Here is a 19,105-nt window from a genome sequence, read left to right as displayed (position 1 = left end):
CGGGAGATCTGCCCGGGAAAGTTGACCATTAGAGTTTCGCGGCATGTCGCGGCTGGCAGCTCAGGGTGCGATGACCACGATTAGCCCCACAGCCGCCGCTCCCGAGCCGCTGACCTGCGTTGTGACGAAGCTCGGGCACCTTGTCGAACGTCAGATGCACCGCGCCCTCACCGCGCACGAGGTCAGTGCCGGTCAGTTCACCGCGCTCACCTTCGTTGCGAGCCACCCCGGCGTGAACCGGGCCGATCTCGCACGCGGACTTCAGATCACGCCACCGGCCGCCGGCGGACTGACCCGGCAGCTCGTCGAGAAGGGCCTGCTCGCCAGGACGACATCGCAGCGAGGCATGCCGATCGCGTTCACCCTCACCCCGGCCGGCGAACAGACCCTGCACCGAGCGACGCCCACGATCGAAGCGCTCACCGGGGTGATGTTCGACTCCGTCCGGCCCGATATCGCGGCAATGATGGACGGCGGACTCCGCCATCTGCTGTCCAAGCTCAGTCAGGACCCCCGGCTCGGTCGAGTCTGAACACCGGGCGCCAGGCCTGACACCAATCCCCGACGGCCGAAGCGCTCGGTCCGGAACGGTCGGGCCCGGAGATCACACGCCTGGTTTATTCCCGGGCTGTCCGGCCTATCAGTGCTGTATCAGCTTTGCATTGCTAATTAGGGCCGCAAATGGTTCTGTCGTTGTATGACCTGTTTGTCGCTGTTGCGCTCGAGTGTCAGGTGATGTCGGAGACCCCTGAGGATCTCCTGGAAATGAAGGCACCGGCGCCGCTGACAGGTACCGCCCCACCAACGGTTCCGGAACCACCCGGACGGGAGGCGGAGCCGGGAAAGCCCGCCCCGAGGCCAGCCGAGGCGTCGACCCATACGGACAAGTGGGGTCTGCCACTCGCCGTCGTCGTGGTCGGCATGTTCATGTCCGTGCTGGACACCAGCATCGTGAACGTGGCGATCCCGACGATGCAGGGCCAGTTCGGCGCCTCGCCGGACCAGATCTCCTGGGTTGCCACCGCGTACACCCTGTGTCTCGGCATCGTCGTGCCGACCAGCGCGTGGCTGGGTGAACGGCTCGGCCTCCGTCGGCTGTACCTGATCTCACTGCTCGGGTTCTCGTTCTTCTCCGCGCTCTGCGGCACGGCGGACAGCCTGAACATGATGATCGTGTACCGGATCCTGCAGGCGATCCCGGGCGGCGTCATCCCGGTCACCTGCCTGACCATCCTGTACAAGCTGGTGCCGCCGAGGAAGCTCGGGGTGGCGATGGGCATGTACGGCCTCGGCATCGTGTTCGCACCGGGTGTCGGGCCGGCACTGGGCGGCTACCTGGTCGAGTACGTGAACTGGCGGCTGATCTTCTACATCAACGTGCCGGTCGGCATTCTCGGCGCGATCGCGGCGATCTTCGTGCTGCCCAAGTTCGCCGGGGCGAAGGGCCGCAAGTTCGACCTACCGGGCTTCCTGTGCATCGCCACCGCCGCCTTCTCCCTGCTGCTCGCGGTGTCCGAGGGGCAGCAGTGGGGGTGGACCGGCTACCGGGTGTTGATCCTGCTGGCGGTGAGCGTCAACACGTTCGCCCTGTTCGCGGTGATCGAGCTCAGTGTCGCGCAGCCACTGCTGGACATCCGGGCGTTGCGGCACTGGCCGTTCGTCAACTCGTTGTTGCTGATCGCCGTCATGTCGACCGGCATGTTCGCGGTGCTCTACTACGTGCCGCTGTTCCTGCAGTCCGGTCAGGGAATCACACCGATGAATACCGGTCTGGTCGTATTACCCCAGGCAGCGGCGATGGCGTTGATCATGCCGTTCGCCGGGCAGATCTACGACCGGATCGGAGCTCGCTGGCCGGCCATGATCGGAGTGCTGATCAGCTTGATCGGCAGCTACTTGATGATCAAAGTCAGCGCCGACACCACGCGCACGGAAATGGTCGTCTGGACAGTGATCCGAGCCGCCGGCCTCGCACTGGCCTTCATGCCGATCATGACGGTCGGTCTGGCGGCACTGCCCGCGAGCATCATCAACTCCGGTAGCGCGATCAGCCAGATCGCCCAGCGGGTCAGCAATGCGCTCGGGGTTGCCGCGCTGGGCGCACTGTCCACCGTTCAACAGGCCCAGCTCTATGCCGACCGCTCCTCGTTGCTGACCAGCAGCGGACCCGACGTACTGCCCCAGGTGCAGGACATGCAGCAACAGGGGCAGGCCGGACTGCTGCCGCTGTGGCAACAACTGCAGACCCAGGTCATGGCGCAGAGCTACAGCAACATCTTCCTGGTCACCACGGTCGGCTCACTGATCGCGCTGGTGCTCACCTTCTTCCTGAAGGGGGGCCGTCCGGCGGCCGGCCAGGAGCGCGAGATGGTGGAGATCTGATGTTACCCAATTCACACTTGACGAAGATCGTCTAATACTCACAGCTAATTCTTAAGTCAACGGTAATTCAATATTACAACAAGTTTTTCGGTGTCGAATTTCACACGTGTTGCTTGGGCACGACCATTCGTACTGGTCCCAGTGACCCCTTTGTACTGGTCCCAGCGATCTCTCAGTGGCGATCACCTATTGTCGTTGTCGGACGCGCCGAGCAATGACTTAGACGCAGCGAGTGGCGGCGCTTCAACAAAGGAGTGGGATGATCGAGCTCGAGGGCATGACCAAGTCCTTTCGCATGGCCGAGGGTGAGATGACGATCTTGCACGGCATCGACCTGACGATCCAGGCCGGCGAGATGGTCGCCATCATGGGCCCTTCCGGCTCCGGCAAGAGCACCCTGATGAACATCCTTGGCTGCCTGGATGCACCGAGCTCCGGGCGGTACCTGCTCGACGGCACCGACGTCACGAAGCTGTCGAAGAGGCAGCTGGCGAAGACCCGGGGCCAGCGGATCGGGTTCGTGTTCCAGTCGTTCAACCTCATCCCGCGCACCGACGCGATGCGCAACGTCGAGCTGCCGCTGATCTACAACGGGGTCCGCAGCCGGCGGGCGAAGGCGAAGGCCGCGCTGGAGCGGGTCGGGCTCGGCACCCGGCTGCGGCACGTGCCCAGCGAGCTGTCCGGCGGTCAGAAGCAGCGGGTGGCCATCGCCAGGGCCCTGATCAACGACCCCTCGATCATCCTGGCCGACGAGCCGACCGGTGCCCTGGACACCAAGTCGACCGTCGAGATCATGGAGCTGTTCACCGAGCTCAACGCCGCGGGCTGCACCATCATCGTGATCACCCACGAGGATGAGGTCGCGGAGTACTGCACGCGACGGGTGTGGCTGCGCGACGGGTGCATCCAGAGCGACGACAAGGTCCACAACCGCAGGACGAAGCTCGCCGCCGTCAGTGCCTGAGGGCCGCGGTCCGCGCTGGAGATCGACCAACCCGGCATCCCGAGAGCTCAGCTCTGCGTAGGTATACGCAACGGCCGCACTGGCCCGGCCCAGTTGTTGCGTATCCTTACGCAGAGCAAAGGGCCGTCGGGTCCGGCGGATACGTGGACGTCCGCCCATTGTTCAACAACGCCGCCGCGAACAACTTCTCACCGATCGTCGCCAATTCCAGATCGGAATGATCCGACACAATCGCCGCGGACTCGGCGCAACCCACTTCCACCAATGAACAAGGCGAGCGCTCGGGAGCGTGGCAACGCAAGCCGACGTGAAGTCACGACCGTCCCGGACGGGAGCGGAGGAGCACCCGGCCTACGGCTCGATCACGACCTTGCCGAGCACCGTGCGGTCACCGAGCCGCGCAACGGCTTCGCCGGCCCGCTCGAGCGGGAACCTGCCGCTGATCGGCGGGTCGACGACGCCGCTGGTCAGGAACGGCACCAGCCGGTCCCACTCCTGGCGCATGTACCCCGCCCGGGGCAGGGCGTAAGCGCCCCAGCCGACGCCCCGGACGTCGACGTTGTTCAGCAGCAGGCGGTTGACCTTCACCGTCGGGATGTCGCCGGCGGTGAAGCCGATGATCAGCAGCCGGCCGAGCGGAGCCAGGCTGCGCAGGGAGTCGGTGAACCGGTCACCGCCGACCGGGTCGATAACCATGTCGACGCCCTGGCCGCCGGTGAGCTCCTTCGCCGCATCCTTGAAGCCGTCGGCCAGCACGGCCTCGTGCGAACCGATGGACTTCACGAACTCGGCCTTCTCCGGCGTGGACACCACCGAGATCACCCGGGCACCGAGCGCGGCGGCGAGCTGGATCGTCGCGGTGCCGATGCCGCCGGCCGCTCCGTGCACGAGCACGGTCTCGTCCTTGCGCAGTTGGCCCCGAGTGATCAGGGCAAAGGTCATCGTGAGGTAGTTCATCGGCAGGCAGGCGCCGGCGGCGAAGTCGAGGTTGTCCGGCAGCGGGAACACGAAGGTCTCCGGTAGCGCGACCACCTCGGCGAACGCGCCGGTGGTGCTGGTGCCGGCGACCCGGTCCCCCGGCGCGAACTCCGAACCCGCCGGTGCCTCGCGGACGACGCCGGCGAACTCGCCCCCCAGCACGAACGGCAGCTCCGGTTTGTACTGGTACATGCCCTTGGTCAGGAGCAGGTCGGGAAAGTTGACCCCGGCCGCCTTCACCTCGACCAGGACCTGGCCCTCGGCGCGCACCGGCTCCGGCACCTCGGCGATCTCCACCGCGTCCGGTCCGTCGAGCCGAGCTACCTGCACCGCGCGCATCAATGCACTCCCGTCGTCGTGGCCAGCCGTCGTCGTGGTCGCGTTCAGCCGGATAGTGGCACGTTACGGCCGGCGGTGTGCTGGCGAGCCCGCCAGGGCGCCGTGAGCGCCGCACCCACCACGACGAACCACAGCACCCAGCGTCTGAACCCAACAGTCATGCCCATCGGACGGGACGGCGTGTTGAGATGTGACAGTCAACCGTGGAGGACAGCGTTGAGAAAGATCGTCTACATGATGTCGGTGTCTCTCGATGGATTCATCGAAGGGCCGGACCGCGAGCTCGACTGGCACCAGGTCGACGACGAGCTGCACAGCCACTTCAACGCACTGCTCGCCCCGATGGGCGCCTTCCTGAGCGGGCGGGTCACCCACGAGCTGATGGCCGCGTTCTGGCCGACGGCGGACGCGGATCCCTAGAGCACCGGGCCCGCGGTCGAGTACGCGCGCATCTGGCGGGACATGCCGAAGATCGTGTTCTCCAAGACCCTGGAGAGGGCCGACTGGAACACCACCGTGGTCCGCGACCTCGTCGTCGACGACATCAAAGCGCTCAAGGCACAGCCCGGTGGCGACCTGGCACTCGGCGGCGCCGACCTCGGGGCGGCGTTCATGCGGCACGACCTGGTCGACGAGTACCGCGTCTACGTCCACCCGGTCCTCATCGGGCGGGGCAGACCGATGTTCCAGCCGGCGGATGACAAGGTCAGCCTCCGGCTCGTCGAGACCAGGACGTTCGGTAACGGGGTCGTCCTGCTCCGCTACCAACGGCCCTGACCGCGGTGTGCGACCAGCGGTAGCTTTGCCGCGATCACCGGGTAGCGGATACGCGACCCCTTCTCCGCACCGCGGCACGGAGACCGGCGGACAAGCGCTGGTCGAAAGCGCCGCCGGCGATATCCGGCCCCCTGTCGGTGGCCATCCGGGCGCGGGATCCCCTTTCCACGAGGTCGAGCGCGTCCGGTGCTCGATCATTCGGCAGCGGAAATACCAGGTCAGCGGGGTCGATGTACCCAGGAGGGCCTCGGCGACGACCTCAGCGGCCCGGCACGGTCGATCACGTCAGGCAGTGGAGCGGGTCAGCGGTACTTGATCTCCAGCCTCCGACCGACCGCGGTGACCCGGCCGCGGCCAACGACGCCGATGCCATCTTGTGGCAACCCACTCAGGAAGGGTGCCCGGCAACCGGAGGCGGACCTGTTGGCGGCCCTCCTGCCTCCGATTGCCACTCGTTGGACGACGGCATACCGCCGCACGGCCTCCACCCGTTCGGCGGCTGTCCGGTGTAGCACTCGGTCTATTGAATGCTGCCGCGGCCGAGCTGACCAATGACGATTGATGAGCACGGCCAACAATTCTCTGGCTACGCGATCGAGGGATCAGTGTCTTCACAACCGATGCCGCCACGGTTTCTGAATCTGGACGACGTGCTCTCGCGTGAGTTGCTGCTGCCGCGAGTGGACGGACTGGTCAGACGGGCGAACCCGATGGACTGGACCAGTACCGCCGCGACCGCGGCTGTACTGACGGTCGGCGCGTTGGGCGCGATCACGGTGGTCGCCCAGGCGATCGCGACCGGGGCGCCGCCGATCCCGTTCCCGGTCGCACTCGGAACGGTGCCCGGTGCCGATCCGGTGCCCGGGGCGCGACTGCCGGCCATCAGGGTGCTCTCACCAGGTCAACGACTGAACATCGGGACCATGCGTGCGTCGACCGGTTCGGGCCAGGGCTCGCAGTTCAGCCGTGCCGCGCTCGACACGCGCGACCAGCCCGGCAACAAGGCGGCCGACTACCACCAGTGGAGCGCTCCCCGCCTGCCCGATGGGCCACGCGGCAGCGGTGGCCACGCCACCAGTCGCCCGGTGCACCAATCGAGCGGCCAGCACCAGGGGCGGTCGGGCGGTCGGCACGCCGGCGGCGATGGCTCGGGCGCCACTCGAGGCCATCACCGGAGCGGTCCGCCGACGCAGCACGCGGGTGGCGGCCGCCACCGCGCCAACCCCGGCGGCGGTTCCGGGCACGGCGGCGGCAGGGGCGGCGGCCACAACGGCGGCGCGGGCCCCAACGGCGGCGCGGGCCCCAACGGCGGCGCGGGCCCCAACGGCGGTGGCGGCGGCCACGGCGGCGGCGGCCACGGCGGTGGGCACAACGGCGGTGGTGGGCACAACGGCGGTGGTGGGCATGGCGGCGGCGGCCACGGCGGCGGCGGGCACGGCGGCGGCGGGCACGGCGGCGGCGGCAAGGGCGGTGGCGGCGGCCACGGCGGCGGGCACTGACTTCAGGGCGTTGTTCGCGGCCCGTCGAGGAAGCCGTCGTTGCCGCGTTCGACGTCGTGGACTACGGCAACTCCCGTGCGGCAGCGCTCACCGCGACAGGCAGAGCTCGTTGCCCTCCGGATCAGCGAGCGTGACCCACGTGTAGGGCCCCTGCTTGCCGTGGTGCAGGAGCGTCGCCCCCTCGGCGGTCAGCCGTTCGGCCACCGCATCGATACCGTCGGTACCGATGCGAACGTCCAGATGGACCCGGTTCTTGACCGTCTTGGGCTCGGGTACGAGCTGGAAGAGGACGCGCGGCGCGCGGTCGGTACCGTCGGGATGGCGGATCGCCGCCCCGGCCTTCCACACCAGCGCGCCGCGATGGGTTGCCGTGTCGTCCAGGCTGGCCTGGCCCTGCTCGACCATCTTGAGGATGAACGCCTCGTCGCTCGGCTCCACCTCCCAACCGAGGGCGTCGGCCCACCAGTCGGCGAGCACGTGCGGGTCGGTCGAGTCGATGGTGACCTGGAAGTCATACGCCATGGGCAGACCGTATTGCCGACCGCCGACACTCCTGACCGCACGCATCGGCGATGCCCCCCGGGCTGGCACTCGGTAGGCTCGGGACCGGGATGAAGATCATGAAACGAGGCGCATGTTCACGGCGGAGCTCGGGGTTCTGACATGTCGCACCACGCGGGAGGCACGATGGAGCGCGAAGAGCTCACCTGGGAACTGTTCGGCACCGCGAGCAGGCAGCTCGCCCAGACGATCTCCGACGACGGTTTCGCCCCGGACCTGATCCTGTCGATCGCGCGCGGCGGTCTGTTCGTCGCCGGCTCGCTGGGCTACGCGCTGGACGTCAAGAACCTGCACGTGATGAACGTCGAGTTCTACACCGGCGTCGACGAGCGACTCGACATGCCGGTGGTGCTCCCGCCGGTACCGAACGCGGTCGACCTGACCGGCGCCACGGTCCTGGTCGCCGACGACGTCGCGGACACCGGCGCCACCCTGAAGCTGGTCCGCGACTTCTGCGCCGACCAGGTCGCCGAGGTGCGCTGCGCGGTGATCTACGAGAAGCCCCGCTCCGAGGTCAACTGCGAGTACGTCTGGAAGCACACCGACAAGTGGATCAACTTCCCGTGGTCGGTCCAGCCGCCGGTGGTCCGCCGCGAGGGCCAGGTGCTCGACGCGTAGCCGACCGAACTCAGGCGGCGAGAACTTCCGGCGCGGCCGCGGCCAGTCCCTCCGCGATCTCATAGGTGTTGAGGGCGGCGCCTTTCCGCAGGTTGTCGCCGCAGATGAACAGCTCGAGGGTGTTGCGGAAGTCCAGTGCCTGGCGGATCCGCCCGACGCAGGTCGGGTCGCCGCCGACGACCGCGAGCGGGGTCGGCCACTGTCCCGTCGCGGGGTCGTCGCGCAGCACGACGGTGGGCTGCGAGGCGAGCACCGCGCGGGCCTCGTCCACCGACACCTCGGAGGCGAAGGTGGCGTGCACGGCCACCGCGTGCGTCGTCACCACCGGGACCCGCACGCAGGTGGCGGACACCTTCAGGCCGGGGATGCCGAGGATCTTCCGCGCCTCGTTGCGGACCTTCAGCTCCTCCGACGACCAGCCGTCGTCCTTCAGCGAGCCGGCCCAGGGCACCACGTTCAGCGCCAGCGGCGCGGGGAACGGCGAGCTCGTACCGGGCCCGAAGTCCAGCCCGGCGCCGCCGAGCACCTCGGCCACGTCCCCGCCGCGCAACCCGACCTCCTTGCCGGCCACCGCGGCAATCTCGGCGTAGAGCTGGTCGATGCCGGCCTGACCGGCGCCGGACGCGGCCTGGTACGACGACACCACCAGCTCGCGCAGCTCGAACGCCCGGTGCAGCGCGCCCAGCACGACCACCATGGACAGCGTCGTGCAGTTCGGGTTGGCGATGATGCCCTTCGGCCGAACGGACGCGGCCGCGGCATTTACCTCGGGGACCACCAGCGGCACGTCCGGGTCCATCCGGAACGCCCCGGAGTTGTCCACCGCGACCGCACCACGCTCCGCCGCGACCGGCGCCCACACCGCGCTGACCTCGTCCGGCACGTCGAACACCGCGACGTCCACGCCGTCGAACACCTCCGGCGCCAACTCCCGCACCGTGATGTCCGCACCGCGCACCCGCAGCACCTTGCCGGCCGAGCGGGCCGACGCGACCAGCCGGATCTCCGACCACGGCACCGACTGCCGTGCGTCCATGATCTCGATCATCGTGGAACCCACCGCACCGGTGGCACCCACAACCGCCAGAACCGTCATCGTTGACTCTTCTCGTTGTTCGCGCGCGACAGTCCCTAGCGCGGGCAATCGCGATTCGCACCCGCCAAGGATCGGTCGCGCGAGCGGCGAGATCGATCGGGCAGCCCCGCCAACCCCGGCGGGCGAACCCCCGATCCGGACGTAGGGACAGCTCCCCCGACCGCCGCCGAGGGAGAGTGCCCGCTCGCGTCGGAAGAGATCCCCGCTCGTTAGGCTGAGACGTGGACCAAGGTTCGGCTCTGCCGCCGCGACGATCACGCGGCCGGCACTCGTCAGCCGGCCGCGGGAGCACCACGTCGGGGCACGGTAACCGGGCCGTTTCGGGGTATCCCGATATCGGTCTGCTCCGCCAGCTGTGGGGATTCCGGGCCTACGGCCGCGCGGAGCTACGGGCTCTGCTGCTCGGGGTGGGGATGCGGTTCGGCGAGCTGGTCGCGGACCTGGCGACCCCGTGGCCGTTGGCGCTGGTGATCGACAACTTGTTCAAGGGCAAGCAGATCGACGGAAAACTGGGTGCGGTGGCGTACCTGTTCGGGCCCTCGGGGGTTGAGGTGCTCGCCGTGGCCTCGTTGTCCGTGCTGGTGATCACCAGCCTGTCCGGCGTGTTCGACTACCTCGGCGACCGGATCCTGAACAGCGCAGGCGAACGGATCACCTCGGCCATCCGCTCCGATCTCTTCGGGCACCTGCAGCGGCTTCCGATGAGGTACCACGACCGGCACGCGGTCGGCGAGCTGATGAGCAGGATCGGCGGCGACACCGCGCGGATCGAGGACAGCCTGGTCGGGTTGTTCTCCACACTCATACCGGGTGTGGTGTCGCTGACCGGGTTCTCCATCGTGCTGCTGTCGGTGAACTGGCGGCTGGGCCTGATCGCGTTGTGCGCGGCCCCGCTGGTGTTCTTCACCGCGAGCCGCTACAGCCGGTTGACCCGCACGTCCGCGCGCCGCCGCCGCGCCGCCGAGGGCCTGATGACCGGATTCGTCGCCGAGTCCCTGCAGGGCATCCGCACCATCCACGTCTTCGGCCGCCAGGGCCTGCACGACGACCGCTTCGGCGCGGAGAACAGCGCGGTGCTCGAGACCGGCCTGCGCGCCGTGGAGCTGCGCGCCCGGTTCACCCCGTTGCTGGAGACCGTTGCCGCGCTGGGTGCCGCCGCACTGTTGTTCGTCGGCGGCTACGGGGTGATCGCCAGCTGGTGGACCATCGGCGTGCTGGTCGTGGTCACCAGCTACCTGCGCGACATGCTCAGTCCGATGCGGTCGCTGTCGAAACTGTCGTTGACCTTCACCCAGGGTGCGGCCTCGGCCGAGCGGGTCACCGCGATCCTCGAACAGGAGCGGCCGGTCAAGGTGGCCGGCCGACCACTCCCGGACCGGGTCGCGGGTTCGATCCAGTTGCGGCGGGTGGTCCTGGACTACGGCCGGGGGCCGGTGCTCAACAACCTCGACCTGGCCATCCGTCCCGGTGAGCGGATCGCGCTGCTCGGGCACAACGGGGCCGGCAAGTCCACCGTGCTGGCGGTGATCTCCGGGCTGTACGCCCCCTCCGGCGGCGACGTGCTCCTCGACGGTGTCCCGCTGTCGCAGGCGCCGGAGGCGTGGCTGCACAGCCAGATCGCGATCCTCCTGCAGGACACCTTCCTGTTCTCCGGCACGCTCACCGACAACATCCGGTTCGGCCGTCCGGACGCGTCCGACGCCGAGATCGCCCGGGTCGCGGACGCGGCGCTGGTCACCGAGTTCACCGCCAAGCTGCCCAACGGGCTCGACACCGAGGTGTCCGCCGGCGGCGTCGGGCTCTCGGGGGGGCAGCGCCAACGGGTCGGGATCGCCCGCGCACTGCTCCTCGACGCACCCGTCGTGCTGCTCGACGAACCCACCACCGGGCTCGACGCGCACGCCGAGGAGCTGGTGGTCCGCGCGCTGACCCGCCTGGTACACGGGCGCACCGTCGTGATGACCACCCACCAACCGGCCCTGACCAGACTGGCCACCCGCACGGTGCACCTCCACCAGGGCACGATCCTCCCGCCGCTCGACCCGCCGGACCGGCTCCGGGCGCACCCCACCGCGCCGCCGCCGAGGCGACGGATCGGGTCACTCAGACCACCGCACGCCCCCACCCAGGGTTACCCGCCCACCGACCACCGATCCCCTCCTCGCGGCGGGAGTCCTCGGCCCTGACCTGACCCGGGTGACCCGGCGGACGGGGTCCCGCGTCGGGCATTCGGCGGAGTGAGAGGATCTGCCCCCGAGGACGTCCAACGGTGGGTCCGACGACGGAGGCGAACGATCGTGAGCCGCGGCAGACCACCCGGTAGAGCTGTCACCGCGATCGCGGTGTTCGCCGCCGCACTGGGCCTGACCTCGTGCTCGGGCCCCGACCAGCCCACCGTGGGGCCGGTCGCGTTCGGACCGGCCGTGGAGATCGGACCGGCACCGGCGGTCCCCGACGACCAGGACGCGTACCAGCGTCAGCTCCCGGTCGCACTGGACGGGACCACCGCCTACCTCGGTGGCGCCGACGGCGTGCGGGTCGTGGACACCGTCAGCGGGCAGACCACCGCGACCGTCGGCCCGCAACACCCGGCGTCGGTGGCCGGGCCCACCGGCGGCCCCCCGGTGCTGACCACCATCAACAACATCAAGGTCGTCCTCTGGCCGTTCTTCGTCCAGGCCGCCGCCCCGGTGTACACCGGGGTGGCACCGGCCGCCGGCAACGACGGGTCCACGCCACCGGGCAGCGCCCCGCCGAGCGGCGGCGCGGACGCCACGCCGCCGAGCGCGAGCGACGGTCCCGCGCCACCGGGTACCGGGGACCGTCCGGTCCCAGCCGGCAGCAGTGACCGTGCGGCGCCACCCAGCTCGGACAACAGCTCCATGCCCCTCTTCGGCGCCGCCCCCACCGCGGCCGCGGCGCCCAACACCGGCGCCCCACCGCCCCCGGCCGGCGGCCCGACGTCGACCAACAGTCCGGCACCGACCAGCGGCGCGACGAACAATCCCCCACTCCCCACCGGCAGGGCGGTCGAACTGGCCAGCATCGCCACCGGGGACCGCGCGGTCACCGACGTCCTGGTCGGCCTGCCGGACTGGGCGTCCGGTGCCGCGTCCCGGGTCTCCGCGTCCGTCCTCGGCGCGGCCGGCTCGACCGTAGTGCTGGCCGTCACCGACGGGCTGTCGCACGTGGTCCTCGCGGCCGACGTCGGCACGGGCCGGACCGTGTGGACCCGCGACGGGTTCGCCGCCGGTGCGCTCGTCGGCGAGACCGTCGTCGGCGCCGAGGTCGACGCGCCCCGGGGTGCCACCGAACACATCAGTGGGCTGGCGGTCGCGGACGGCCGGACCCGCTGGACTCAGCTGCACGGCTACGGACTGCACGTGTCGCCGGCCGGCCCCACCCTGGTCGCGGCCATCGGCCAGCAGGCCGACTCCCCCACCCAGCCGACCTTCCAACTACTGAACGCGGACACCGGTGCGCCGGTCGCGAAGCTGACCGTGCCGCCCATTCCGTCCAGCCGCTGCATCTATGACGGGGTGGCGACCACCATCTGCTTCGCCCCGGACGCTCGGCGGGAGGGTCGCGCCGCGGTCGGCGTCGACGCCCGGACCGGGAAGCAGCTGTGGGCGGCGCCGGACTACAGCTCCAGCAACGCGGCCGGCCCGCTCGTCACCGCCGCGTGGCGCGGCATGCTCTACGCGACCGGTGACGGTGCGACCACAGATGTCTACCGGGCGAGCAACCACGCGTCCATCCGATCCGCGCCGGGGCCGGTCCCGATGGTGGTGGATGACCGCACCGGTGTCGGGCTCGACGCGAACGCCAGCCACATCGTCGCCCGCCAGGCGGTCGCACCGGACAGCTGAACCCCGCCGGACGGCGGTCGGAGCGCTGGGGCCTCGAAAAGCTGGGGCTCGACATGCTGGGCCAGGAGCCGGACAAGCCGGGCCCGAATCGTCCCCCGAGACGACCGGGCCCGGCTTTCGCGTCCGCTCGATCCGCTCCCCAGCGACCAGCGGTAAGTATTTGTTGCTGCCGGTTTACCCGCACGAGCGCTGATCCACACAACTTTGACCACAATAAGTGCGCAAGATCACTCATCTGGGCGGATATCACCCCTTCCCGAACGAGTTACATTCGTGTAATTAGACCGTGCGGGTAGGGCGAGGAGCCGCGTTCCGCGGATTGTCCCGGCCGGTCGTTTATCAGACGTCAACACCGCCTCAACACAGAAGGGTGAGAGTGGTAGATACCGGGGCATATCCAGTCGCGGCGGCGGGTTACACAAAACAGGGCTGGTCGCGATCCGACTCGCCCCGCGGAAGGGCGAATCAGCCATGGTCCAGTTGCCAGCCTCGGGCGACGTCCGGCAGTTCCGCGCGCAGGCGGCGCGTGCGATCGGCCCACAGTTCGCGCTGCTACGCGGGCCGCTGCTGGCCTCGCTCGGAGCCGGCGAGGTCGCTGTGTCCACACTCATCAGTCCGGACCTCTGGGCCGGTCGGCCGCCCCGGATGAGCTCCGTGACACCGGGCGGTGTCTACGCGCAACTGATGGGTCGAGGTCAGGACCGGCTGGCGCGGCTGCGCGCCCAACCGACGGTCGCCAGCACGCTGCGCGCCGTCGACGAGATGACGGTCCGGTTCAACCGGCGCCTGGAGCATGCGCTCGATGAGCTGAACGACTCGAGCGAAGAGTTCCTCGGCCGCCTGAGCTGGCAGACCTACGCGGAGTGATCGTGCCGGGTGAACGCGTTCGGCCCACGCAACCGGTCGGGCTCCCCCGCCCCGGACACCGCCGCATCCGATCGTTTTCGAACACGCTGCGTAAGGTCGGTTCCAGGGCGCTCACACCTCCGAGGCGAGTCTGTCCTTGAGCCGTGACGCGGCACCCGGCCGACTCGTTGACCAGCATGCGAGGACGTCGCAGCCGGGGAGCGGTCGCGGGGTTCGGTGTGCCCCGGCGACCAAGAATGGGTCGCCGGGGCACCACCATTTCAGGGCACGGCACGCCTGGCGCTGACGGTCAGTTCACGCAGCCGACCCGTCCCGGTGCTCTGATCTCCACTCGCCCCGATCGTCAAACAGCGTTAGATTAAGGCGGTCTGCGTCTCCCCGGCGGATCGAGGGTGCCATGAGCGCGAGTACGTCCGGTCAACTCGACTCGGTCACCCACGTGGCCCCGCACAGCAGCTATGACGCCCTGGTGATCGGCGCCGGGGCCGGCGGGATGGCGGCGGCCGCCCGGCTCAACCACTACGGCTACCGGACCCTGCTGGTCGAGAGCAGGGACCGGGTCGGCGGGCGCGCGTCCACGGTCGACATCGACGGGTTCGTCGTCAACACCGGGGCGGTGGTCACCGAGCTGGGCGGGGAGAACGGCCGGCTCTTCGACGAGGTCGGCGTCGACATGGGGGTCCGGCCGGCGAGACGCCCGCTCGCACTGCGACTGGGCCGCCGCGACATTCCACTGATGAGCGGGCCGGCGGGGTTCGCGTTCCGGGGCGCGCTGATCGGCGTCGGCGCGGTCGCCCGCCGGTTCGGCTCGCTCCGCCCGGCGCGGGGGGTCACGACGAGCGACTGGCTCACCAGCCTCAGGGCCGGCCCCGCCGTGCACCGGCTGGTTCGCAGCCTCACCAGCGCAATGTTCGCCGCGGAGCCGTCCGACGTGGAGGCCGCGCTGTTCTTCGACTACTTCACCAAGAAGGACGCGCTGAGCACCTACGGCACCCACCCGGAGGGCTCGATCGGGCCGTGGCGGGCCCTGGCGGAGAAGTTCCAGCGGACCGGCGGCGTGCTGTGGCTCGACAGCCAGGTCACCGCGTTCACCTTCGACGACAACGGCGCGGTGAACGGTGCACTCGTCCGCCGGGCCGGTGAGGTCGTCCGGGTGGCGGTCCGGCTCGCGGTCAGCAACGCGGGCCCGGTGGCCACCGTCGGCATGTGCGGTGACGGCGCACTCCCCCCGGGTTACGCCGACGAGATCCGCGCGCAGTCCCGTCCCAGTACGTTGATCACTGTCAACTTCGCGAGCCGCCAGCACATCACCGACCTGGACGGCCTGGTCTTCTTCGGCTCCACCCGCCGGCTGGCCTACGCCTCGCACCTCACCGCGACGTCGCCGGCGCTGGCGCCACCGGGTTGGTACCTCTACGCCGGGGCCAGCACGCCGCACCCCGCGACCGGCGAGTTCGACACCGAGGCCGAGATCGCCCTGCTCAAGCGCGACCTGCTGGAGAACTTCCCGGAGTTCGGCGACGCCAGGGTGCTGTCCGTGCAGATCTGCGCCGGCGAGGAGTGGCCGGCGCAGCGCGCCATCGCCGGCCGCGACCTGCCGCCCACGACCCCGATCGGCAACCTGTGGAACGTCGGCGACGGAGTCCGCGAGTGGGCCGGCGCGGGGCAGAGCGGCTGCGTGGCTTCGGCGCGCATCGTCACCGACCGGATTCGCGCGGAGTTCCCCGCGGCGGCGCTGCGTGCCCCGTCCTACTGAGGCCGCGCCCCGCGGCCGCCGGAGTCAGGCGATCAGATCAGCCGGTCAGATCAGGAAGGCCAGGGTCGGCAGGACGCGGGCGTTGTCGACCAGCGCAACCTTCTTGTAGGCCAGGCGCAGTTCGCCGTCCACCAGTCGCAGCCGATAGGTGTACCGCCCGGCCCACACCTCGCGGCCACGTTCGCGGGACTCGACCAGCACGAAGTTCGCCTCCACCGTCGTCTCGGCGCCGTCGGTGCCGATGATCTCGACGTTGGACACCACCCGGCGCAGTCGGGACATCGGGATCTGCGCGTGCCGGCGACCGGTCTTCAGCTGTTTGAGCCGGGTGGAGATCCGGTTGCGGTTGTCGTGGATGACCGACATCTGGGTCATCGGGTCGCTGTCGTCCGCGCCGGCCGGCACCCAGTACAGGGCGTCGTGGGTCCAGAGCGACTCCCACGCGTCGTAGTCGTGCTCGTCGGCGAACCTCGCCTCGCGGTACAGGAACTGCTCGATGTCGCGGATGTCCAGCGGTGTCGGTACCGACCCGGTCGCCGCGGTGCTTGTCACAGTGCTCGGCACGGTGCTCGTCACGACGCCCGTCCCTCGGTCATCAGCTGCTTGTAGTGCGCCCAGAAGCCGCGCATCCCGGTCTCGTCGGTCGCGCCGCCGACCGTGAGCCCGCGTTCGTCGACGTACTCCCGGTGCGCGCCTCTGCGCACGTCCAGCCACTCGGGCCGCAGCTCGGCCACCCCGGCCTGGTTGCGCTCGTACATCTCGGTGTCGTCGGCCAGCAGCAGCCCGGCCGGACCGACCGAACCCACGCACTGCTGCAACATGCGCCGGTTCATGTCCGGCGCGCCCTTGAACTGCACCGCGGTGACGTGCTGGACGGTCAGGTTCGCCGCCAGCGGCTGGATCGCGAACATCTGGATCTCGGCGATGAACAGGTTCGGGAAGATCATCACGTGCGGGCCGCCGTCGATCAGGATCTCCTCGGCCGCGTCGCCGTGCAGCGACCGCATCTTCGCCGAGTAGTCCGGCATCCGCGCCTCGGTGGTGCCGAACCAGCCCAGTGGCGTACCGATCCGCCGGAACTCCGGGCGGAGGTCGTTCTCGCTGTGCCCGTTGCCCAGCGCCCGCGTCACCGCGGTGGACTTGTCGCCGTAGAGCGCGCCGATCCCGCTCTGCGCCACGCTGAAGATCGAGGAGTGCACGAACTGCGGGTGGTAGCCGTCAGTCTCGTTCTCCGCCAGCAACTTCCAGTTCGCCCGGGCCCGGTGCTTCAGCCAGCCCGCGCTGATCTCGATCTCACCCTCCGGCGAGAGCCGCACCAGCCGGTCGATCTCGCCGGCGGCCTCGCCGAGGTGCTCGCGCAGCGTCGGCCCCTCCTCGGCGAAGCTGCCGAAGACGAAGCCCTGGTAGACCGCGACCCTCGGCACCCGGCCGAGCCCGAGGCTGAACTGCTTCTTCCCGCCGTACCCCTGCACGAGCGGGTAGCCGACCATCTCGCCGGTGTTGCGGTAGGTCCAGCCGTGGTACGGACACCGGAACGAGCTCGAGTTGCCGCTGTCCGCCTCGCAGACCAGGTTGCCCCGGTGCGCGCAGCGGTTGAGCAACAGGTGCACCTCCCCGGCGGCGTCCCGGGTCATCACCACGTCCTGCGGGCCGATGTTCTTGCGCACGTAGTCGTTCGGCTCCGCGATCTCACTGACGTGCCCGACGTAGACCCAGGTGCGGTACCAGATCTTCGCCAGCTCGTCGGCGAAGATCGCCGGGTCGGTGTAGAGCGAACCGTGCACCTGCAACGGCCGGATCAGGTCCTGGTAGGGGATGCCCGCGCGCCCCGGCGCGTCGACCGGAGGCGGCAACGGTGCGTCGGCCAGAGTCATGACAACTCCCTTCGGAGCACGTGGCGGGACGTTCAGGCATTTAATCTAGATTCAAATATACACCAGTCCTCCCCAACCCGCGCCCGGGCGAGGACCGTTCCACCGGCCGCCGCCGCGCGTGCGCCGGTCGGTGGAGGCCGGATTTTAACCCAAATTAATTCGCCCGTAGAACACCACGGTCCCGCGCGCGCTGTCAAGCGCGGCACCCCGGTCGCAACGGACGATCTGGCCGAGCTGAGGCCCATATTCTATATTCGATTAAACACACCCAAGGCCGATACCCGCACACCCCGTCCGGACGAGCCTCGGGGCGTACGCCGACCTGAGAAGGAACTGCCCACCCATGAGACGTGCCCTCTACACCGACGACCACGAGCAGTACCGGGAGACCGTGCGCGAGTTCTTCGCCCGCGAGGTCACCCCCTACTTCCTGGGCTGGGAGCAGGCCAAGCTGATCGACCCCAAGGTCTTCCGGGCCGCCGCGGCGCAGGGCATCTACGGCCTCGCCGTGCCCGAGGAGTACGGCGGCGCCGGCGAGACCGACTACCGCTACCGGATGGTCGTCAACGAGGAGGCCGCCCGGGTCGGCGCGACGTCGTTCAACATGACACTGGGGCTGCAGGACGATCTCGTGCTGGCCTACCTGCTCGACCTGACCACCGAGGACCAGAAGAAGCGCTGGCTGGTGCCGTTCACCAGGGGCGACCTGCTCGGCGCCCTCGCGATGACCGAGCCGGGCACCGGCAGCGACCTGCAGGGCATCCGGACAGCCGCCCACCGGGACGGGACCGGGCCGGACGCGGACTGGCTGCTCACCGGGCAGAAGACGTTCATCAGCAGCGCGACCAGCGCGGACTTCGTCATCGTCGCCGCCCGCACCGACCCGGACGCCGGTTCGCGGGGGTTCAGCCTGCTCGTGGTGGAACGGGGCATGGCGGGCTTCACCCGGGGCCGCAAGCTCGACAAGGTCGGCCTGCACGGCCAGGACACGGGCGAGCTGTACTTCGACAACGTCCGGGTGCCCGCCGAGAACCTGATCGGCACCGAGGGCCACGGCATGGCGCACCTGATGAGCCACCTCCCGCAGGAACGCCTCGGCATCATCGCCTCCGCCTACACGGTCGCCCGCGAGGTCTACGAGGCCACCGTGCGCTACTGCTTCGAGCGGACCGCGTTCGACCGGGCCGTCGGCGACTTCCAGCACAGTCGCTTCGTACTCGCCGAAATGTCCACCGAGCTCGACGTCGCCGAAGCCTTCGTCGACCGGTGCGTCCTCGCCTTCAACGCGGGCGAGCTCACCGTCGTCGACGCGGCGAAGGGCAAGTGGTACCTCTCCGAGCTGCAGAAGCGCGTCACCGACCAGTGCGTCCAGCTGCACGGCGGCTACGGGTACATGCTCGAGTACCCGGTCGCCCGCGCGTTCGTCGACGGCCGGGTCCAGACCATCTACGGGGGCACCACCGAGATCATGAAAGAGATCATCGGCCGGGACATCGCCCAGCGTGCGCGCCCTTGACCAGGAGGC

At 69.5% G+C, this 19,105-nt stretch carries 17 protein-coding genes; 12 read left to right on the top strand and 5 right to left on the bottom strand.

Going from position 1 to position 19,105, the window contains the following annotated elements:
• Positions 1-70 precede the first annotated feature (70 nt).
• The 3 genes from ACTXG6_RS18235 to ACTXG6_RS18225 all read left to right on the top strand — a co-directional run bounded on the left by ACTXG6_RS18235 (position 71) and on the right by ACTXG6_RS18225 (position 3,346).
• Entirely contained in the window at positions 71-532 is a 462-nt protein-coding gene (locus tag ACTXG6_RS18235) for a MarR family winged helix-turn-helix transcriptional regulator (RefSeq protein WP_445189011.1), read from the top strand.
• 233 nt (positions 533-765) lie between these two features.
• Positions 766-2,382 carry a DHA2 family efflux MFS transporter permease subunit gene (locus tag ACTXG6_RS18230; protein ID WP_445189010.1) on the top strand — a complete coding sequence of 539 codons (1,617 nt, stop codon included), beginning with the start codon at positions 766-768 and terminating at the stop codon, positions 2,380-2,382.
• Positions 2,383-2,641: 259 nt separating this feature from the next.
• Positions 2,642-3,346, top strand: coding sequence for an ABC transporter ATP-binding protein (locus ACTXG6_RS18225; protein WP_445189009.1), 705 nt, complete (start codon positions 2,642-2,644; stop codon positions 3,344-3,346).
• 351 nt (positions 3,347-3,697) lie between these two features.
• Here the strand turns inward: ACTXG6_RS18225 and ACTXG6_RS18220 are convergent, their stop codons facing one another.
• Complete coding sequence (locus tag ACTXG6_RS18220; RefSeq protein ID WP_445189008.1) at positions 3,698-4,663, bottom strand: NADPH:quinone oxidoreductase family protein; 966 nt, start codon at positions 4,661-4,663, stop codon at positions 3,698-3,700.
• A gap of 216 nt (positions 4,664-4,879) precedes the next feature.
• Here ACTXG6_RS18220 and ACTXG6_RS18215 point away from each other — a divergent pair, with 216 nt between their 5' ends.
• The 3 genes from ACTXG6_RS18215 (at position 4,880) to ACTXG6_RS18205 (ending at position 6,939) form a co-directional block, all read left to right on the top strand.
• Positions 4,880-5,083 (top strand): dihydrofolate reductase family protein, encoded by a 204-nt coding sequence (locus ACTXG6_RS18215; protein ID WP_445189007.1) that lies wholly within the window; start codon positions 4,880-4,882, stop codon positions 5,081-5,083.
• Between the two features lie 42 nt (positions 5,084-5,125).
• On the top strand, positions 5,126-5,440 hold the full coding sequence (locus ACTXG6_RS18210) for a dihydrofolate reductase family protein (protein WP_445189006.1): 315 nt from the start codon (positions 5,126-5,128) through the stop codon (positions 5,438-5,440).
• A 650-nt stretch (positions 5,441-6,090) separates the two neighbouring features.
• On the top strand, positions 6,091-6,939 hold the full coding sequence (locus tag ACTXG6_RS18205) for a hypothetical protein (protein ID WP_445189005.1): 849 nt from the start codon (positions 6,091-6,093) through the stop codon (positions 6,937-6,939).
• A gap of 87 nt (positions 6,940-7,026) precedes the next feature.
• Here the strand turns inward: ACTXG6_RS18205 and ACTXG6_RS18200 are convergent, their stop codons facing one another.
• Positions 7,027-7,461: a VOC family protein gene (locus tag ACTXG6_RS18200; protein ID WP_445189004.1), complete on the bottom strand. Its 435-nt coding sequence runs from the start codon at positions 7,459-7,461 to the stop codon at positions 7,027-7,029.
• Between the two features lie 165 nt (positions 7,462-7,626).
• On the opposite strand from ACTXG6_RS18200, the gene ACTXG6_RS18195 reads away from it, so the two are divergent.
• Positions 7,627-8,118 carry a phosphoribosyltransferase gene (locus tag ACTXG6_RS18195; protein WP_445189003.1) on the top strand — a complete coding sequence of 164 codons (492 nt, stop codon included), beginning with the start codon at positions 7,627-7,629 and terminating at the stop codon, positions 8,116-8,118.
• Positions 8,119-8,128: 10 nt separating this feature from the next.
• Here the strand turns inward: ACTXG6_RS18195 and ACTXG6_RS18190 are convergent, their stop codons facing one another.
• Complete coding sequence (locus ACTXG6_RS18190; protein WP_445189002.1) at positions 8,129-9,214, bottom strand: aspartate-semialdehyde dehydrogenase; 1,086 nt, start codon at positions 9,212-9,214, stop codon at positions 8,129-8,131.
• Positions 9,215-9,627: 413 nt separating this feature from the next.
• On the opposite strand from ACTXG6_RS18190, the gene ACTXG6_RS18185 reads away from it, so the two are divergent.
• From ACTXG6_RS18185 to ACTXG6_RS18170, 4 genes are all read left to right on the top strand, one after another.
• Positions 9,628-11,400, top strand: coding sequence for an ABC transporter ATP-binding protein (locus ACTXG6_RS18185; RefSeq protein WP_445189001.1), 1,773 nt, complete (start codon positions 9,628-9,630; stop codon positions 11,398-11,400).
• Between the two features lie 111 nt (positions 11,401-11,511).
• Positions 11,512-13,083, top strand: coding sequence for a hypothetical protein (locus ACTXG6_RS18180; RefSeq protein ID WP_445189000.1), 1,572 nt, complete (start codon positions 11,512-11,514; stop codon positions 13,081-13,083).
• Between the two features lie 471 nt (positions 13,084-13,554).
• Positions 13,555-13,950 (top strand): hypothetical protein, encoded by a 396-nt coding sequence (locus ACTXG6_RS18175; RefSeq protein WP_445188999.1) that lies wholly within the window; start codon positions 13,555-13,557, stop codon positions 13,948-13,950.
• Positions 13,951-14,347: 397 nt separating this feature from the next.
• Complete coding sequence (locus tag ACTXG6_RS18170; RefSeq protein WP_445188998.1) at positions 14,348-15,706, top strand: NAD(P)-binding protein; 1,359 nt, start codon at positions 14,348-14,350, stop codon at positions 15,704-15,706.
• Positions 15,707-15,751: 45 nt separating this feature from the next.
• Here the strand turns inward: ACTXG6_RS18170 and ACTXG6_RS18165 are convergent, their stop codons facing one another.
• Both ACTXG6_RS18165 and ACTXG6_RS18160 read right to left on the bottom strand, forming a co-directional pair.
• The gene (locus ACTXG6_RS18165) at positions 15,752-16,282 is read right to left on the bottom strand and encodes an aromatic-ring-hydroxylating dioxygenase subunit beta (RefSeq protein ID WP_445188997.1); all 531 of its coding nucleotides are present in this window, start codon (positions 16,280-16,282) and stop codon (positions 15,752-15,754) included.
• Positions 16,279-17,580, bottom strand: a complete 1,302-nt coding sequence (locus ACTXG6_RS18160; protein ID WP_445188996.1) for an aromatic ring-hydroxylating oxygenase subunit alpha — start codon at positions 17,578-17,580, stop codon at positions 16,279-16,281. The genes ACTXG6_RS18165 and ACTXG6_RS18160 overlap by 4 nt, the downstream gene beginning before the upstream one ends.
• Before the next feature lie 343 nt (positions 17,581-17,923).
• Between ACTXG6_RS18160 and ACTXG6_RS18155 the strand changes: the two genes are divergently transcribed.
• Positions 17,924-19,096 carry an acyl-CoA dehydrogenase family protein gene (locus ACTXG6_RS18155; RefSeq protein ID WP_445188995.1) on the top strand — a complete coding sequence of 391 codons (1,173 nt, stop codon included), beginning with the start codon at positions 17,924-17,926 and terminating at the stop codon, positions 19,094-19,096.
• The last annotated feature ends 9 nt before the right edge of the window (positions 19,097-19,105 follow it).

This window comes from Pseudonocardia sp. Cha107L01 (assembly GCF_052566575.1).
The sequence above is the reverse complement of the archived record's forward strand: the minus strand, read 5'-3'. Positions and strand labels throughout refer to the sequence as shown.

Excerpts from the sequence above, each read along its gene's own strand:
- ACTXG6_RS18235 (WP_445189011.1), top strand. The coding sequence starts at position 71 with ATGACCACGATTAGCCCCACAGCCGCCGCTCCCGAGCCGCTGACCTGC.
- ACTXG6_RS18230 (WP_445189010.1), top strand. The coding sequence starts at position 766 with ATGAAGGCACCGGCGCCGCTGACAGGTACCGCCCCACCAACGGTTCCG.
- ACTXG6_RS18225 (WP_445189009.1), top strand. The coding sequence starts at position 2,642 with ATGATCGAGCTCGAGGGCATGACCAAGTCCTTTCGCATGGCCGAGGGT.
- ACTXG6_RS18220 (WP_445189008.1), bottom strand. The coding sequence starts at position 4,663 with ATGCGCGCGGTGCAGGTAGCTCGGCTCGACGGACCGGACGCGGTGGAG.
- ACTXG6_RS18210 (WP_445189006.1), top strand. The coding sequence starts at position 5,126 with ATGCCGAAGATCGTGTTCTCCAAGACCCTGGAGAGGGCCGACTGGAAC.
- ACTXG6_RS18200 (WP_445189004.1), bottom strand. The coding sequence starts at position 7,461 with ATGGCGTATGACTTCCAGGTCACCATCGACTCGACCGACCCGCACGTG.
- ACTXG6_RS18195 (WP_445189003.1), top strand. The coding sequence starts at position 7,627 with ATGGAGCGCGAAGAGCTCACCTGGGAACTGTTCGGCACCGCGAGCAGG.
- ACTXG6_RS18190 (WP_445189002.1), bottom strand. The coding sequence starts at position 9,214 with ATGACGGTTCTGGCGGTTGTGGGTGCCACCGGTGCGGTGGGTTCCACG.
- ACTXG6_RS18185 (WP_445189001.1), top strand. The coding sequence starts at position 9,628 with ATGCGGTTCGGCGAGCTGGTCGCGGACCTGGCGACCCCGTGGCCGTTG.
- ACTXG6_RS18175 (WP_445188999.1), top strand. The coding sequence starts at position 13,555 with ATGGTCCAGTTGCCAGCCTCGGGCGACGTCCGGCAGTTCCGCGCGCAG.
- ACTXG6_RS18170 (WP_445188998.1), top strand. The coding sequence starts at position 14,348 with ATGAGCGCGAGTACGTCCGGTCAACTCGACTCGGTCACCCACGTGGCC.
- ACTXG6_RS18160 (WP_445188996.1), bottom strand. The coding sequence starts at position 17,580 with ATGACTCTGGCCGACGCACCGTTGCCGCCTCCGGTCGACGCGCCGGGG.
- ACTXG6_RS18155 (WP_445188995.1), top strand. The coding sequence starts at position 17,924 with ATGAGACGTGCCCTCTACACCGACGACCACGAGCAGTACCGGGAGACC.